The sequence below is a fragment of the Trujillonella humicola genome, assembly GCF_046233715.1.
Lineage (GTDB): Bacteria > Actinomycetota > Actinomycetes > Mycobacteriales > Geodermatophilaceae > Trujillonella > Trujillonella humicola.
Genome location: NZ_JBJNRJ010000058.1, coordinates 18,297 through 33,034 on the forward strand (window position 1 = coordinate 18,297; position 14,738 = coordinate 33,034).

Genomic DNA, 14,738 nt, shown 5'->3' on the forward strand with positions numbered 1-14,738 from the left:
ACTCAGCCGCGCACGACGCGGACCAGCCGGCGGGCGCCGAGCCAGGCGACCACCGCGCCTGCCACCCACGGCCCGGCGACGAGGACCGGGTCGAGCGGCTGGTGGCGGACGTCGACCCGCCCGCGGCGGGAGGCGACCGGGTGCGCCGAGAACTCGGCCAGCACACCGGTCTCGGTGATCGGGTTGTCCGGCCGGAGGGTGGCGAGGGAGCGCAGGTGCGCGCCGGCCGCCTCGACCCGGTCGCCGGCGATCAGCAGCAGCCAGTGCGCGAGGCGGGCCTCGCTGAAGCGGGCGTAGGCGAGGCGGCGGATCGCCCCGGACATCCCGTGCAGCGGCTGCGCCGTCCCGAAGACCGGGGTGACGGAGGCGTGCTCGATGGAGTGCTCGCGCGGTCCGTGCCGCTCGGGCTGCTGGTCGGGGACCTCCCAGTGGGCGCCGGAGGAGTCCTCCTGCCACTGCAGCTTGGGCACCGAGGGCCGGTCGGCGGGGTCGAGGTCGACGCCCCAGTACGGGATGCGGGCGCGGAGCTGCTCCGTGGTCTCGGGCAGCGGTGGCTTCTGCGGGGTGTAGGCCATGGTCGCTCTCCTCGCTCAGGCCGCGCCGGGCACGACGAGGGGCTTGATGCACCCGTCGAGCTTGGCGGAGAAGACGTGGTACCCCTCGGCGACGTGTTCGAGCGGGAACCGGTGGGTGACCAGCTCGTGCGGGGTGAGGTGCCCGTTGCGGACGTGCTCGAACAGCCGCGGCCACTGCCGCTTCACCGGGGTCTGGTTCATCCGCAGGGTCAGCCCCTTGTTGAGGGCGTCGCCGAACTTCACCATGGTCGGGACCGGGCCGTAGGCGCCGACGACCGAGACGGTGCCGCCCTTGCGCGCCGAGTCGATCGCCCAGTTCAGCGCGATCGGCGAGCCGCCCTGCAGCTTGAGCTTCACGCCGGTCAGGTGCATGAGGAGGTTGCCGTCGGCCTCGGCGCCAACCGCGTCGATGACGACGTCGGCGCCGAGGTGGCCGGTCGTCCGCTTCATCTCCACGACGATGTCGTCGTGCTCCGCGAAGTTGAACGTCTCCGCGTGCGCCCAGCTGCGGGCGACCTCGAGCCGGTACTCGAGGTGATCGACGACGATGACCCGGCCCGCGCCCATCAACCAGGCGGACCGGGCGGCGACCAGGCCCACGATGCCGGCCCCGAAGACCACGACGACGTCGCCCTCGACGATGTCGCCGAGCTGGGCGCCGAAGTACCCGGTGGGGACGGCGTCGGTGAGCAGGACGGCGTCCTCGTCGCTCATCCAGTCGGGGATCCTCGCCGGGCCGACGTCGGCGAAGGGCACGCGGACGTACTCGGCCTGCCCCCCGTCGTAGCCGCCGGTGGTGTGCGAGTAGCCGTAGATGCCGCCGACCGCCGTCGCGCTGGCGTTGACGTTGTGGCAGTTGGAGTACAGGCCGCGGGCGCAGAACCAGCACGTGCCGCAGAAGATGTTGAACGGCACCATGACGCGGTCACCCACCTGCAGGTTCTGCACGGAGGGCCCGACCTGGTCGACGACGCCGATGAACTCGTGGCCGAACGTGTGCCCGATCCGGGTGTCCGGCATCAGCCCGTGGTACAGGTGCAGGTCCGAACCGCAGATCGCGGCCAGGGTGACCCGCACGATGGCGTCGTTGGGGTGCTCGATCGCCGGGACGTCCTTCTCCTCGACGCGGAGCTTGTACGGACCCCGGTACACCGTCGCTCGCATGGGTGCAGGCCCCTCCTCTGACCGCGGGACCTCCCCCGGCCGTCGTGCCCACCGGCGTTGCTGACCGGCGTGCCCCGACCCTGCGCCGACGGGCCCGCTGCTGCCACTCGAGGGTCAGCTCCCGGCGAGGACCCCGGCCAGCCGGAGCCGGTCGGCGTCAGCTCGGTCGACCCGCAGCGCGCCCTCGCCGGCCGCCTCGAGGAGCCCCGGCCAGCGGGTCGCGTGCCGCTCCATCGCGCGGCGCGACAGGGAGCGGCCTCGCGCGGTCTGGCCGACCTGGGCCTGCTCGGCCGGGACGTCGAGGAGCACCACCCGGATGGTGCGGCCGGCATCGCGGGCGGCCCCGAGGACGGCGGTGCGCCAGCGCGGGCTCGTCCACGGGTCGGTGAGGACGACGACGGGCACCTGACCGGCCACCGTGCGGAGCACCCGCCGGCGGTGGACGAGGTGCACCGCCGGCCGCACCAGCCGGTAGGGCACCCGCGCCCCCGCCCGCCGCAGCCACGCCGCGACGTCCTCGGAGTCGAGTCCGACGACGTGCGGGCCGGCGTGGTCCCGGCGCGCGTCGGCGAGCCAGCGGCGCAGCAGGGTCGTCTTGCCGCTCCCGGGCAGCCCGCCCACGACCACCAGCACTCCCCCGGTCCGCGGCGCGCGCGGTGGCAGCAGCCCGACCGCACCCGGCGTCGTCCCGTCGGTCATGCCGGCTCCTCCCGCCCGTGCACTCGACGGTCCACGCAGACCTCGCGACCCGGCCAGGAGCCACCTGGACGTGAGCTGTGAGCGGATTCCGCGACCGCGGGCGACCCCGCCACCTGCCGATGACCACCGCACGTGGCGTGGGCGGCGGCGCGCGCGGGCGCGCAGCGACCCACCCCCGGTCGGCGCCGAGATGCACAGCCCCGTCCCGGGCCGGTTCCAGGGAGCGCACAGGAACGCCCCCGAACCTCCCGGGTGGAGGGCCGGACGCACCGGCCGACAGGAGGACATCGTGCGCAGAAGACTGATCGTCGCCGGAGCCGCCGGGGCACTGGCCCTGGCCGGCCTCGGCGTCGCCGTACCCGCACTGGCCGACGGCGGCCCCGCCACGGAGACCGGGACCGCAGCGGAGGACCGCATCCGCGACGCCCTCGCCGACCTGGTCGAGGACGGCTCCCTCACCCAGGAGCAGGCCGACGAGGTGGCCACGGCCCTGACCGATGCGGGCTTCGGCGGCCACCACGGCGGGCACGGCGGTCCGGGCTCCGTCCGCCCGGGCCTGTCGACCGCGGCGGAGACCCTCGGCATGACCGAGGCAGAGCTGCGGGAGGCGCTCCGGGCCGACGACGCCTCGCTCGCGACCGTCGCCGAGGCGCAGGGCGTCGACGTCCGGACGCTGGTCGACGCGCTCGTCGCCGAGGCCACCGAGCGGATCGAGCAGGCCGTCACCGACGGCCACCTGACCCGCGAGGAGGCCGACGAGCGGCTGGCCGACCTGGAGGAGCGGATCACCGAGCGGGTCACCAGCAGCGACGGCCCCGGCGGCGCCGGCGGCCCCCGCGACGGTCACGGCCACGGCGGTCCGAGCGGCGACAGCGACGGCGACTGACCGCCGTCACCGCCCGGCCCCCAGCGGCGCCACCTCCCCGGGGGTGGCGCCACTCCTGCATCCGGCCCGGCCCGCGGACGCCGTCCCGACCACGGCCGCGGCGTTGGCCAGCACGACGACGGCGATGCCGACCCACACGTGCACGGGCAGGAACTGGCCGAGCAGCACCATCCCGACCAGCGCGGCCAGCACCGGGTGGGCGCTCATCGCCACCCCGAAGGCGCGCGCGGGCACGTACCGCAGGGCGACGAGATCGGCCGCGTACGGCACCGCGGAGGAGAGCACCCCCGCTGCCACCGCCGCCAGCAGCGGAGCACCGGTCAGCCGGTCCTGCGCGGCCAGGACGACGAGCACCGGCAGGTACCCGACCGCGCACAGCGCCGAGGCGACCGCCGGCGCCTGCAGCCCCGGCAGCCGCGCTCCGGCGAGCCGGTTGAGCAGGATGTAGGCCGCCCAGCAGCAGCCCGCGACGGCGCCGATCACCAGACCGGCGACGTCGCTGGCCGGTCCCGGCAGCACGAGCACGTACACGCCGGCGGCGGCGACCAGCGCGATGAGCAGGTCGCGCCGGGTGCGGGAGCCGGCCAGCGCGACCCCGAGCGGGCCGAGGAACTCCAGGGTCACCGCGAGGCCGAGCCCCACCCGGTCGATCGCCGTGTACAGCGACAGGTTCATCGTCGCGAAGACCAGCGCCAGCAGCAGCACCGGCCACCACTGCGACCACCTCAGCCGGCGCACCGGCGGCCGGGCCAGCGGGAGCAGCACCGCCGCGGCGACCCACTGCCGCACCGCCACCACCCCGGGCGGGCCGACGGCGTCGAAGGCGTGCGCGCCGACCGCCGCGCCGACCTGGTTGCTCAGCGCGCTGCCGGCCATCGTCGCGAGGCCGCGCAGCCGCCGTCCCCGGGTCGCGTCGCGGAACACCCGGCCGAGTCTGGGCACGCGCCGACCGGAGGGGAAATGCCGATCCCGTCCCCGGCGATACGGTCGGCGTATGGAACCGGAGGTGCGGCAGCTGCGCGTCCTGCTGGCGGTCGTCGACGCCGGCACCTTCACCGCGGCGGCCGCCGCCCTGCACACCACCCAGGCCTCGGTCTCGCGCACGGTCGCGTCCCTGGAGCGCGGGCTGGGCGTCCGCGTGCTGCACCGCACCACGCGGCGGACCGCGCTCACCCCGGCCGGCACCCGGGTCATCGCCCACGCCCGCCGGGTCCTCACCGAGGTCGAGGCGCTGCGCCGGGCGGCCCGCGAGGCCCGCACCGAGCTGCGGGTCGGCTACCCGTGGGCGGCGCTGGGGCGGCACACCACCCCCGTGCAGCGCGCCTGGGCGGCCGCGCACCCCGGCTCCTCGCTCGTCTTCGTCCAGTCGAACACCCCCACGGCCGGGCTGACCGAGGGGACGGCCGACGTCGCCGTCCTCCGCCGCGCCGTCCGCGACCCGCGGCTGGACACCGCCGTGCTCGGCACCGAGCGGCGCTCGGCCGCCCTGGCGGCCGACGACCCGTTCGCCCGCCGCCGCAGCGTCCGGCTGGCCGAGCTCGCCGAGCGCACCGTGGCCGTCGACGGTCTCACCGGGACGACGACCGAGCAGCTGTGGGCACCGGCGGCCGGCCCGGCCACCCGCACGGTCCGCGGCGTGGACGACTGGCTCACCGCGATCGCCGCCGGCGACGCCGTCGGCATCACCACCGAGGCCACCGCGGCGCAGCACCGCCGCCCCGGCGTGGTCTACCGCCCGGTCCGCGACGCCCCGCCGGTGGAGGTGCGCCTGGCGTGGTGGGCGGCCGCTCCTCCGCCGGCACTCGAGCCCTTCCTCGCCCTGGTCCGCGAGCGGTACGCCGGATGAGCACCACTCCGGGACGCGCCCGCCATTGACGGATGACAGTAACGATGTATCGTTACTGTCATCCGATACAACAGGGAGGACTCCCATGCACTCCATCCGAGGACGCGCCGGGCATCCCGGCCCGCACTTCCACCACCCCCGCCCCGGCCGGCCCCCGTTCGGCGAAGGCCCTCCGTTCCGCGGCGGCCCGCACCACGGCGGGCGGGGCCGTCGCCCGCGCGGTGACGTCCGCACCGCGGTCCTGCTCCTGCTGGCCGACCGGCCCATGCACGGCTACCAGCTGATGCAGGCGATCGGCGAGCGCAGCGGCGGCCGCTGGACGCCGAGCCCCGGCGCCATCTACCCGACCATCAGCCAGCTCGAGGACGAGGGGCTGGTCACGGTCACCGCCGATGCCGGCCGCAAGCTGGTGACCCTCACCGAGGCCGGCCGGGCGCACGTCGAGGAGGTGCGCCGCACGGCGGCGGACCCCTTCGCCGGCGACCAGGCCGCGGGCGCCGGGCCCGACCTGCGCGGCCTGGTGACGGGGCTGCACGGCGCGGTCAAGGAGGTCGCCCGCACCGGCAGCGAGGCGCAGCGCGCCGAGGCGGCGACGATCCTGGCCGAGGCACGCCGGTCGCTGTACCTGCTGCTGGCCGACGGCCCGCAGGCCCCGGCCGACGGGGGTGCCGGGTGAGCGCCGGCCGGCGGCACGGCTGACCGGCCCGCTCAGTCCTCGATGACGTCGAGCCCCTGGGCGCGCAGCCGCGCCAGGCTGTCGAGCATCCCCCGCACGGTCTCCGGGTCGTGCCCCTGCCAGTCCGCCAGCTCGCCGACGACCCGCAGCGGGAACCGGGAGCGGTAGGACCGGGTGGGGTTGCCGGGGAACCGCTTGTCGGTCACGTTCGGGTCGTCCTCGAACGGGCCCGTGGGCTCGACGACGTAGACCCGGCCCCGGTCCGCGTCCCCGGCCAGCGCCGCGGCCAGCTGCGCGCCCCAGGCGGCGGTCTCGACCAGGGTCGTGAAGTAGACGTGGTTCGAGACGCGGCCGGCCTGGAAGTTCGATCCCCGGCCGGGGACCAGCTCGTCACCGATCGTGAGCGCGGCCCGCGTCCCGTGGAGGAAGGGCCCCTCGACGGAGCCGCAGGAGTCGACGGTGACGGGGACGCGCGCGCCGCCGTCCCCGCTCACCGCCGCGCCAGCACCCGGTCGAGGAAAGCGGTCACGTCGGCCAGGACCTCCTCGGCGTTGGTCTCGTTGAAGACCTCGTGCTGCGCGCCGGGGTAGATCCGCTCCTCGTGCCGGCCGCCGCCCAGGTGGACGATGCCGGAGCGGCTCCCGTCCACCGGCACCAGCCGGTCGTCCTCGCCGTGCACCCACAGCAGCGGCAGGTCCCCGAGGTCGGGTCCGGCGTCGATCGCCGCGAGCGCCCGCTGCCAGGCCTCGAGCATCGGCCGCTTGAACGGCCCGTGCCAGACCAGCGGGTCGGCCTCGTAGGCCTTCCCCACCGCCGGGTCGCGGGACAGCGTCGAGCTGTCCAGCGGGACGTCGGGGATCTCCGGGAGGCCGAGCAGCACCTCGACGGTGGCGAACTCGCCGACGACCGGTCCGGACAGCACCAGCGCGGCCAGCGTGTCGCCGTGGCGCTGCGCGTAGCGCGCCGCGATCAACCCGCCCATCGAGTGCCCGACGAGGACGACGGGCAGACCCGGGTGCTCCTGCCTGGCCCGCTCGTCCACGGCGTGCAGGTCGTCGACCACGGCCTCGACGTCGGTGAACAGCACCCGCTCGCCCTCGCTGCGGCCGTGGCCCCTGTGGTCGACGGCGTACACCACCGCGCCGTGCGCGACGAGCGCGTCGGCCACGTGCCCGTACCGGCCGATGTGCTCGCCGTAACCGTGCGACAGCAGGGCGACGAACCGCGCGTCGCCGTCCCCCTCCCACGTGCGGGCGGCGAGCTGCCCCGCCGATCCGTCGAGCGTCCAGTCGCGGGACGTGGTCACGTGCACCTCCTCGTGCGGCCGCACCCGCGGCCGGCCCCCATCCTGGCCGAGGTGGTCACGGTCCGCCTCAGGTCGGCACGACCCGGTGGGGTCGCCCACCCGTGCGCGGCGGGGAGCCCGGTCGTTCCTTCGCTAGCCTCGTGCCATGACCGCGGTGTCGGGTGCGGCCCCGGGCGCGAAGAGCCGCGACGCTCGCCTCGCGCCCCTGATCACGACGCTGCTGGCCCTGTACGCGCGGCCCGAGGGCAACTGGCTGTCCGTGGCCTCGCTGATCTCCCTCATGGCCGAGGTCGGCGCCGACCCGCAGGCGGTCCGGTCGTCGATCTCCCGGCTGAAGCGCCGCGGCGTCGTCCTGGGCGAGCGCAACCGGGGAGCGGCCGGGTACACCCTGGCCGGCGAGACCCTGGAGGTCCTGGCCGAGGGTGACGTCCGGATCTTCGAGCGCCGCCGCGCCCGGGTCGAGGACGGCTGGCTCGTGGTGGTGTTCTCCGTGCCGGAGTCCGAGCGGGAGAAGCGGCACGCCCTGCGCACCGGCCTCACCCGGCTGGGCTTCGGCACGGCCGCACCGGGGGTGTGGGTGGCGCCGGGCAACCTCGAGTCCGAGACGCGGCACACCCTCGAGCGCCGGCACCTGACCGGCTACGTCGACATGTTCCGCGGCGAGTACCTCGCCTTCGGCGACCCGCGCACCAAGGTGCGCGAGTGGTGGCCGCTCGACGAGTTGACCGGGCTCTACGCCGAGTTCCTCGACCGCTACCGGCCGGTCCTGGACCGGGTCGCGTCGAGCACCGACCCGCGGGAGGCCTTCGCCACCTACCTGCCGATGCTCACCCACTGGCGCCGCCTGCCCTACCGCGACCCCGGGCTGCCGCTGCCGGTGCTCCCGCCGGAATGGGCCGGGGAGTCGGCGGGCGCGCTGTTCGACGAGCTGAACCAGGTCCTGGGACCGCTGGCGGACAAGCACGCCATGGCGGTCATCCACGGGGACGACGACACCGGCCCGGCGCCGCTCCGCCTCAGCCCGTGAGCGCCGTGCGCCAGGCGGGGGGCCAGGGCTGCGCCCGCCCGGAGAGGTCGGGCGCGTGGGCGACGACGAGGCTGCCGGAGGCAGCCCGCCCGCCCCGGTGGTCGGCGAGGTCCTCGCCCCACACCTCGAAGCTGAACGTCATCGACGTCCGCCCCATCCGCTCGACGACCAGTTCGCACACCACGGGCTGGTCGAACCAGAGCCGGCCCTCGTAGTCGATCTCGGTGCGCACCCGCGGGATGACCCCGAACCAGCCGGTGATCCCCCGCTCCCGCACCAGCAGCGCCTCGGCCGCCTCGACGAGCCGGATGATCGTGCTGTTGTGGTAGTGCCCGCTGGCATCGGTGTCCGACCACCCGATCCGCGTCCGGTAGGTGGCCGAGACGCGCGGGGTCTCCTCCTGGGCGCTCACGCGACGGGGGTCCGGGTGCGCTCCGGCCGCCAGCGCAGGTGCACCGGCCCGGCGTCCTCGTGGCGCAGCAGCGCCAGCCGGGGCGGGACCTTGTCGGTGCGCGAGGTCGGCGGCTTGCGCCGGCCGGCCACGAACGGGTCCGGCCACACCGCGCCCTCGCCGGTGTAGTCCTGCTCGGCGGCGGCGTGCAGCGTCCACTGCGGGTCGTAGAGGTGTGTCCGCCCGAGTGCGCAGAGGTCCGCACGGCCGGCCAGCAGGATCGAGTTGACGTCGTCGTGGCTGGAGATCGCGCCGACCGCGATGACCCTCGCCCCCGCGGGCGCGGCCACCACCTGGCGGATCCGGTCGGCGAAGGGCGTCTGGTACGACCGCCCGAAGGCCGGCTTCTCGTCCTTGGCGATCTGCCCCGACGAGACGTCGATGGCGGCCGCGCCGTGCTCGACGAAGGCTCGGGCGATCTCGACCGCGTCGTGCTCGGTGTTGCCGTCGGGCAGCCAGTCGCTGGCCGAGATGCGGACGGTCACCGGGATCGAGTCGGGGACGACGGCGCGCACGGCGTCGAAGACCTCGAGCGGGAAGCGCAGCCGGTTCTCCAGCGGGCCGCCGTACTCGTCGGTCCTCCGGTTCGAGACCGGCGAGAGGAACGAGGACAGCAGGTAGCCGTGCGCGGCGTGGATCTCCACGAGGTCGAACCCGGCGGCGACCCCCCGCTCGGCGGCGGCGACGAAGTCCGCCACCACCTTGTCCAGGTCGGTGCGGGTGGCGCCGCGGGGCATGTGGCAACCCTCGCCGTAGGCCAGCTCCGAGGGGCCGATGACCTCCCAGTTGTCCTCCGCCAGGGGCTCGTCCATCCCCTCCCACATCAGCTTCGTCGACCCCTTGCGGCCGGAGTGCCCGAGCTGGAGCCCGATCTTCGACGCGCTCCGCTCGTGCACGAAGTCGGTGATCCGGCGGTAGGCGTCGCGCTGCTCGTCGGTCCAGAGCCCCGTGCAGCCGGGGGTGATCCGGCCCTCGGGCGAGACGCAGACCATCTCGGTCATCACCAGCCCCGCACCACCGAGGGCCTTGGAGCCCAGGTGGACGAGGTGGAAGTCGTTCGGCACGCCGTCCACGGCGCTGTACATGTCCATCGGCGACAGGACGACCCGGTTGCGCAGCCGCAGCGGCCCGATGTCCACCGGCTGGAACATCGCCGGCGCGACCTCGTGCGAGCCGGTCGCCGCCGCGTAGTCCGCCTCGATGCGGGCGGCGAAGTCGGCGTCGCGGTCCTTGAGGTTCTCGAAGGTGATCCGCCGCGACCGGGTCAGCAGGTTGAAGCAGAACTGGGCGGGGTCCTGCGTGCTGTACATGCCGATGCTCTCGAACCACTCGAGGGAGGCCTGCGCCGCCCGCTGGGTCGACTCGACGACCGGCTTGCGCTCGAGCTGGTAGGCCTGCAGCGCGGCGTCGACCGTGGCGTGCTCGTGCAGGCAGGCGGCCAGGGCCAGCGCGTCCTCCATCGCCAGCTTGGTCCCCGAGCCGATGGAGAAGTGGGCGGTGTGCGCGGCGTCGCCGAGCAGGACGACGTTGCCGTGGTGCCAGCACTCGTTGCGGACGGTCACGAAGTCCAGCCACTTGGAGTTGTTCGTCAGCACCGCGTGGCCGGCCAGCTCGTCGGCGAAGATCTCGGCGATCCGCGCGACGGCGTACTCGTCGGAGACACCGGGCGGGAAGGTCTCGTGCTCCGTGGCGTCGAAGCCGGCCCGGCGCCAGACGTCGCGGTGCATCTCGACGATGAACGTCGAGCCGCCGTCGGAGTAGGGGTAGCCGTGGATCTGCACGGTCCCCCACTCCGTCTGCTTGACGAAGAACTGGAAGGCCTCGAACACCAGGTCGGTCCCCAGCCAGATGTACTTGTTCTGCCGACGGTCCAGCGTGGGCCGGAAGACGTCGGCGTAGGCGCTGCGGATCCGGGAGTTCAGGCCGTCGGCGGCCACGACGAGGTCGTGCGCGGCGCGCAGTTCCTCCACGTCGGGGGCCTCGGTGCGGTAGTGGACCGTGATTCCGAGGTCGGCCACCCGCTGCTGCATGAGGTGGAGCAGGTCCTTGCGGCCCATCGCGGCGAAGCCCTGACCCCCGACGGTGAAGGCGGTGCCGTTGAACTCGACGTCGATGTCGGTCCACCGGGCGAAGCGGCGCGCCATCTGCTCGTGGATGACCATGTCGGCGCCCTCGATCGCGCCCAGGGTCTCGTCGGAGAACACGACGCCGAAGCCGAACGTGTCGTCGGGGGCGTTGCGCTCCCAGACGGTGACCTCGTGCCGCGGGTCCAGCTGCTTCATCAGCGCCGCGAAGTACAGCCCACCCGGTCCGCCGCCGGCGATCGCGATCCTCACGGTTCCCCCTCACGACGAGGGGGCGAGCCGGGCCGCCCCCTCGTCCTCGACGATGCGGCGCAGCACGTAGTGCTGCAGCTTGCCGCTGGTGTTGCGTGGCAGGGACGAGCAGAAGCGGACGTCGCGCGGGTACTTGTACGGCGCGAGCAGCCGCTTGACGTGGTCCTGGATCGCCCGGGCCGTGGCCGCGTCCCCGGCCACGCCGTCGCGCAGCACCACGAACGCGCACACGACCGACCCCCGGTCGGGATCGGGCGCGCCCACCACGCCGGACTCCACCACGTCGGGGTGGGTGTCGATCGCCGCCTCCACCTCGGGAGCGCCGATGTTGTAGCCGGACGAGATGATCATGTCGTCGGTCCGCGCGTGGTAGTGGAAGTAGCCGTCCTCGTCCCGGCTGAAGGTGTCGCCGGTGACGTTCCAGCCGTCGACGACGTAGCTGCGCTGCCGCTCGTCGTCCAGATAGCGGCAGCCGGTCGGGCCGATGACGGCGAGCCGGCCCTCGACACCGGGCGGCAGCTCCTCGCCGTCCGGTCCGAGGACCGTGGCCCGGTAGCCGGGGACCGGCCGGCCGGTCGAGCCGGGACGGATGTCGTCACCGGCCGCGGAGACGAAGATGTGGAGCATCTCCGTGGCGCCGATGCCGTCGACGATCCGCAGGCCCAGCTCCCGCTCGTACTCCTCCCAGACGGCGAGCGGGATGTGCTCCCCCGCGCTGACCGCCGCGCGCAGGCCGCGCAGCTGACCCACGGCCCCGGACCTGAGGATCTGCCGGTAGCCGGTCGGCGCGGTGGCCAGCACCGTGACGCCGTGCTCGCGCACCAGGTCGGCGAGTCGCGCGGGCGGTGCGGACTCCACCAGGTAGGCGCAGGCCCCGGCGCGGAACGGGAAGACGACGAGCATCCCCAGGCCGAAGGTGAAGCCCAGCGGGGCGGTGCAGGCGACCAGGTCGTCGGGCCGCAGCCGCAGCACCTGCCGGCCGAAGGTGGCGTCGATGGCGAGCAGGTCGCGGTGGAAGTGCGTGGTGATCTTCGGGACGCCGGTGCTGCCCGACGTCGGGCCGAACAGGGCGACGTCGTCGGCGGCGGTGTCGACCGGGACGAACTCCCCCGCCTTGGCGGCGCACCGGACGACGAGGTCGCCGTCGTCCTCCCCGCCGAAGGGCACGACGGCGAGCCCGGCGTCCGTGGCGCGCAGCTCCTCCACCTCGTCGAGGTACCGGTGGTCGACCAGCGCGATCGCCGGCCGGACCTTCGCCACGACGGGGCCAAGCTCCCGGGCGCGCAACGCGCACATGGTGGTGACGACGACGCCGCCGGCCAGGAGCACCCCCAGCCAGGAGGCGACGGTCCACGGGTTGTTCGGCGAGCGCAGCAGCACCCGGGTGCCGGGCACCAGGCCGAGGTCCTCGACCAACACCTGCGCGACCTGCCGGGCGCGGGTGCGGAGCTGGCCGTAGGACCACACCTCCCCGGTGTCGGTCCGGATGGCCGGACGGTCCGGACCGTGGTCCGCGATCGGGGCGTCGAGGAGCTCGGCGGCGGCGTTGAGCCTCGGGGAACTGCAGCTCGGGCGTCGGGAACTCCAGGCGCGGCCAGTGCTCCAGCGGCGGCAGGTGGTCCCGGGCGAAGGTGTCGACGTGGGCGGAGGGGCTGAGCTCCATCGGGGATCCTCTCGGGGGCGAGGAGAGCGGCGCGTCAGACGAGCCGGGTCATGCCTTCCTGCAGCACCGTGGCCAGCAGCCGGCCGTCGCGGGTGAAGAAGCGGCCGTGGCCCAGGCCGCGCCCGGAGCCGGCGTGCCCGGCGTCCTGCGCGTAGAGGAGCCAGTCGTCCACGACCCCCTCGGCGGGCACCTCGTGGAACCACATCGCGTGGTCGAGGCTGGCGGTGACCAGGTCCTCGCGCGCCCAGGGCAGGTCCAGCACCCGGAGCACCGGTTCGAGGATCGTGTAGTCGCAGACGTAGGACAGCGCGGCGAGGTCGCGCTGCGCGCGGGAGAGCCCGGGCACCTCGCGCAGCGGGTCGAACGGGCGGACCCAGATCGCCTGGTGCGGCGCCCGCTCCCCCTCCACGGTCAGGTAGACCGGACCGGGGACGTGGCGCATGTCGAAGCTGCGCCCGCCCATCCAGTAGGCCTTGGAGACCTCGGTCATGGAGCCGCCCGAGCGGTCCGCCAGGTACTCCGCGGAGCTCGGGAGGGCCTCCGGCCCCGGCACCTCGGGCGGCGCGACGGAGAAGTCACCGCCGTCCTCCCCCGCGGCGAAGGAGGCCAGCGCGACGTAGACCGGCTTGCCGTTCTGGTAGCCGCGGACGTGCCGGGTGCCGTACCCGCGGCCGTCGCGGAGGACCTCCACCTCGTAGACCACCTCGGCGCCGATGTCGGCCGGGCGCATGAAGTACGAGTGCATGGAGTGCAGGGACTTGGCGCCGTCCCCCGCGTCGGGCACCGTCCGCATCGCCGCGGCCGCCGCCGCGGCCACCAGGTCTCCGCCGTAGGCCTTGGGCCACGGGCACGGCTGGGTCGTCGCGGCGTAGGCGACGTCGTAGTGCTCCGGCGTTCGCTCGTCGAGCGTGACGGCGGCGGTGAAGATCGCGGAGGTGGGTGCTTGCCCGGACCCGGTCACGGGCGGTCGGCCCAGTTCTTCAGCGCGGCGTCGGCGACGTCGGCCAGGTTCACCACGATGTTGTCCGGCGTCCGGGTGGTCATCCACGTGAGCGGCCGGTTGCGGTCCAGGTTGCACTCGACGTGGGGCATGTAGGGCGGGACGAAGACCCAGTCCCCCTCCTCCATGTCGATGTAGTCCTCGTACTTCGCGCCGAAGTAGATCCGCGCGCGGCCCGACAGCACGTAGCCGCCGGTCTCGGCGACACCGTGGTGGTGGGGCACGGAGCGGTAACCGGGCTCGTTGCTGACCTTCCCGAACCAGATCCGCGTCGCGGGGGTGTGCTCCGGGCTCACGCCGGCGACGCGGGAGGCGCCGTCCGACTGGCCGGTGTTCAGCGACTCCAGCCCGCCGCGGGTGACGTACGGGACCACCAGACCGCTCTCGTTCGCGTACATGGAGTTGTCACCCTCCGGCGGCAGGCGGAGGAGGTCCTTGTCGGTGGGCTGCATCTCGGCTCCTACTGGTCGCGGGCCGTTCCCGGGCGGCGCTCCCGGCTCCGCGGGCTGTCGCCCGGACGGGTGTATAGCTTATTCTTCACCGCCGTCACGAGATGTCAATACGCCGTCCGGCAGGCCTGCGGACCGGCCCCCGACCCCAGAGGGAGACGGAATGCCCCCCATCCCGGTGAACCCGGCCGCCCTGCCCCGCCCCAGCGGCTACTCGCACGGCACCCTCGCCGGCAACACGCTCCACCTCGGCGGCCAGACCGCTCTGGACGAGAACATGGAGATCGTCGAGGGCGGCATCGTCGAGCAGTTCCGCCAGGCGTTCGGCAACCTGCTCACCACGCTGCGCGAGGCGGGCGGGCAGCCGGAGGACCTCGTGACGGTGACGATCTACCTGACCGACATCCCCGACTACCAGGCGCACGGCCGCGAGATCGGCCGCGTCTGGCGCGAGCTCGCCGGCCCGGTCTACCCCGCCATGGCCGGGATCGGCTGCACCGCCCTGTGGCAGCCCGAGGCCCTCATCGAGATCCTCGGCGTGGCCGTCATCCCCGACGACCGCCTGCGGCCGCCGGCGGCCTGACGCACCGCCGCGGACCGGGGGACGCTCCGATCCGGGCCGGCCGCTCGGCACGGGCGGCCACCGGCCGCCCGTGCCGA

At 74.5% G+C, this 14,738-nt stretch carries 16 protein-coding genes; 5 read left to right on the top strand and 11 right to left on the bottom strand.

Annotated features, from left to right (window positions below):
* Nucleotides 1-2 precede the first annotated feature (2 nt).
* The 3 genes from ACK586_RS21365 to ACK586_RS21375 all read right to left on the bottom strand — a co-directional run bounded on the left by ACK586_RS21365 (nt 3) and on the right by ACK586_RS21375 (nt 2,438).
* A complete protein-coding gene (locus tag ACK586_RS21365) occupies nt 3-575 on the bottom strand; it encodes a hypothetical protein (RefSeq protein ID WP_409332527.1) in 573 nt (190 codons plus the stop codon).
* 15 nt (nt 576-590) lie between these two features.
* The gene (locus ACK586_RS21370; RefSeq protein ID WP_409332528.1) at nt 591-1,739 is read right to left on the bottom strand and encodes a zinc-dependent alcohol dehydrogenase; all 1,149 of its coding nucleotides are present in this window, start codon (nt 1,737-1,739) and stop codon (nt 591-593) included.
* A 114-nt stretch (nt 1,740-1,853) separates the two neighbouring features.
* Nucleotides 1,854-2,438 (bottom strand): AAA family ATPase, encoded by a 585-nt coding sequence (locus tag ACK586_RS21375; RefSeq protein ID WP_409332529.1) that lies wholly within the window; start codon nt 2,436-2,438, stop codon nt 1,854-1,856.
* Nucleotides 2,439-2,727: 289 nt separating this feature from the next.
* Between ACK586_RS21375 and ACK586_RS21380 the strand changes: the two genes are divergently transcribed.
* The gene (locus ACK586_RS21380) at nt 2,728-3,324 is read left to right on the top strand and encodes a hypothetical protein (protein ID WP_409332530.1); all 597 of its coding nucleotides are present in this window, start codon (nt 2,728-2,730) and stop codon (nt 3,322-3,324) included.
* A gap of 6 nt (nt 3,325-3,330) precedes the next feature.
* On the opposite strand, the gene ACK586_RS21385 is transcribed toward ACK586_RS21380, so the two are convergent.
* Nucleotides 3,331-4,266, bottom strand: coding sequence for an EamA family transporter (locus tag ACK586_RS21385; RefSeq protein WP_409332531.1), 936 nt, complete (start codon nt 4,264-4,266; stop codon nt 3,331-3,333).
* A 52-nt stretch (nt 4,267-4,318) separates the two neighbouring features.
* Between ACK586_RS21385 and ACK586_RS21390 the strand changes: the two genes are divergently transcribed.
* Nucleotides 4,319-5,170: a LysR family transcriptional regulator gene (locus ACK586_RS21390; RefSeq protein WP_409332532.1), complete on the top strand. Its 852-nt coding sequence runs from the start codon at nt 4,319-4,321 to the stop codon at nt 5,168-5,170.
* Nucleotides 5,171-5,255: 85 nt separating this feature from the next.
* Nucleotides 5,256-5,846, top strand: coding sequence for a PadR family transcriptional regulator (locus tag ACK586_RS21395; protein WP_409332533.1), 591 nt, complete (start codon nt 5,256-5,258; stop codon nt 5,844-5,846).
* A 32-nt stretch (nt 5,847-5,878) separates the two neighbouring features.
* Here the strand turns inward: ACK586_RS21395 and arr are convergent, their stop codons facing one another.
* Together arr and ACK586_RS21405 are read right to left on the bottom strand one after the other, a co-directional pair.
* Nucleotides 5,879-6,340 (bottom strand): NAD(+)--rifampin ADP-ribosyltransferase, encoded by a 462-nt coding sequence (gene arr, locus ACK586_RS21400; protein ID WP_409332534.1) that lies wholly within the window; start codon nt 6,338-6,340, stop codon nt 5,879-5,881.
* Nucleotides 6,337-7,152, bottom strand: a complete 816-nt coding sequence (locus tag ACK586_RS21405; protein ID WP_409332535.1) for an alpha/beta hydrolase — start codon at nt 7,150-7,152, stop codon at nt 6,337-6,339. Before ACK586_RS21405 ends, arr begins: the two co-directional genes overlap by 4 nt.
* A gap of 145 nt (nt 7,153-7,297) precedes the next feature.
* On the opposite strand from ACK586_RS21405, the gene ACK586_RS21410 reads away from it, so the two are divergent.
* Nucleotides 7,298-8,179, top strand: coding sequence for a PaaX family transcriptional regulator (locus ACK586_RS21410; RefSeq protein ID WP_409332536.1), 882 nt, complete (start codon nt 7,298-7,300; stop codon nt 8,177-8,179).
* Here the strand turns inward: ACK586_RS21410 and ACK586_RS21415 are convergent.
* From ACK586_RS21415 to ACK586_RS21435, 5 genes are all read right to left on the bottom strand, one after another.
* On the bottom strand, nt 8,169-8,591 hold the full coding sequence (locus ACK586_RS21415) for an acyl-CoA thioesterase (protein ID WP_409332537.1): 423 nt from the start codon (nt 8,589-8,591) through the stop codon (nt 8,169-8,171). The genes ACK586_RS21410 and ACK586_RS21415 overlap by 11 nt on opposite strands.
* Nucleotides 8,588-10,966 (bottom strand): bifunctional salicylyl-CoA 5-hydroxylase/oxidoreductase, encoded by a 2,379-nt coding sequence (locus tag ACK586_RS21420; protein ID WP_409332538.1) that lies wholly within the window; start codon nt 10,964-10,966, stop codon nt 8,588-8,590. Before ACK586_RS21420 ends, ACK586_RS21415 begins: the two co-directional genes overlap by 4 nt.
* A gap of 9 nt (nt 10,967-10,975) precedes the next feature.
* The gene (locus ACK586_RS21425) at nt 10,976-12,433 is read right to left on the bottom strand and encodes an AMP-binding protein (protein ID WP_409332539.1); all 1,458 of its coding nucleotides are present in this window, start codon (nt 12,431-12,433) and stop codon (nt 10,976-10,978) included.
* Nucleotides 12,434-12,663: 230 nt separating this feature from the next.
* Nucleotides 12,664-13,590 (bottom strand): acyl-CoA thioesterase, encoded by a 927-nt coding sequence (locus tag ACK586_RS21430; protein WP_409332540.1) that lies wholly within the window; start codon nt 13,588-13,590, stop codon nt 12,664-12,666.
* Nucleotides 13,587-14,081: a cupin domain-containing protein gene (locus tag ACK586_RS21435; RefSeq protein ID WP_409332541.1), complete on the bottom strand. Its 495-nt coding sequence runs from the start codon at nt 14,079-14,081 to the stop codon at nt 13,587-13,589. The genes ACK586_RS21430 and ACK586_RS21435 overlap by 4 nt, the downstream gene beginning before the upstream one ends.
* A gap of 160 nt (nt 14,082-14,241) precedes the next feature.
* Between ACK586_RS21435 and ACK586_RS21440 the strand changes: the two genes are divergently transcribed.
* A complete protein-coding gene (locus ACK586_RS21440; protein WP_409332542.1) occupies nt 14,242-14,661 on the top strand; it encodes a RidA family protein in 420 nt (139 codons plus the stop codon).
* Nucleotides 14,662-14,738 lie beyond the last annotated feature (77 nt).